The 1,137-nt window shown below is 61.7% G+C and carries 1 protein-coding gene; it reads right to left on the reverse strand.

The window, feature by feature from the left end; translation table 11 throughout:
• Nucleotides 1-1,129: Glu/Leu/Phe/Val dehydrogenase (locus tag A2I95_RS40775; RefSeq protein WP_291737997.1), on the reverse strand; the 1,129-nt coding region annotated here is incomplete at its 3' end.
• Between the last annotated feature and the right edge of the window lie 8 nt (nt 1,130-1,137).

A 1,137-nucleotide genomic window follows, 5' to 3' on the forward strand; every position in this document is an offset into this window, starting at 1 on the left:
AACGGATGTGGGACAGATTCTTCACCCACTCAAAGTAGGACACCGTCACACCGCCCGCGTTGGCATACATGTCGGGAATGATCACGCAGCCCTTCTTGCGCAGGATGTCGTCCGCACCGGCAGTCACTGGGCCGTTTGCAGCCTCGATAATCAGCGGTGCCTTCACGCGTTCGGCGTTGGACAGGTTGATCACGCCTTCCAGCGCGGCCGGGATCAGGATGTCGCAGTCTTCTTCCAGCAGCAGAGCGCCGTCTTCCACATACTGGGCATCCGGGTAGCCGGACACGCCGCCATGCTTAACAATCCAGTTGCGCACCGCCTCAACGTCCAGACCATCGGGGTTCGACAACCCGCCATCCCGTTCGATGATACCAGTGATCCGCGAACCATCTTCCTCGGACAGGAATTTGGCCGCGTGATACCCCACATTGCCAAGTCCCTGAACGATGACCCGCTTGCCATCAAGTTTACCGGTGAGGCCGGCCGCCGCCTTATCCTCCTCGTAACGGAAGAATTCCTGCAGCGCATATTGCACGCCGCGGCCCGTGGCCTCCACCCGGCCGGAGATGCCGCCGGCATTCAGCGGCTTGCCGGTGACACAGGCCTTGGCATTGATGTCGGTGGTGTTCATGCGGGCGTACTGGTCAGCGATCCAGGCCATCTCGCGCTCGCCGGTGCCCATGTCGGGCGCAGGCACGTTCTGCGAGGGGTGGATCAGGTCGCGCTTGGCCAGCTCATAAGCAAAGCGGCGGGTGATCAATTCCAGCTCGTGTTCTTCATATTCGCGGGGGTCAATGCAAAGCCCGCCCTTGGAGCCACCGAACGGCGCCTCCACCAGAGCGCATTTATAGGTCATCAGCGCCGCCAGCGCCTCGACCTCGTCCTGGTTTACGCCGGTGGCATAGCGGATGCCGCCCTTCACAGGTTCCATATGTTCGGAATGGACCGAGCGGTAGCCAGTGAATGTGTGCATGGCGCCGCGCAGGCGCACCCCGAACCGCACCGTATAGGTCGCGTTGCAGACCCGGATCTTTTCCTCCAGCCCCGGCGGCAGATCCATCAGGGACACGGCCCGGTTAAACATCAGGTCCACGCTCTCGCGGAAGCTCGGCTCTGTGCGGCTGCTCATCTAAAATC

The sequence above is a fragment of the Leisingera sp. F5 genome (genome assembly GCF_001593695.1).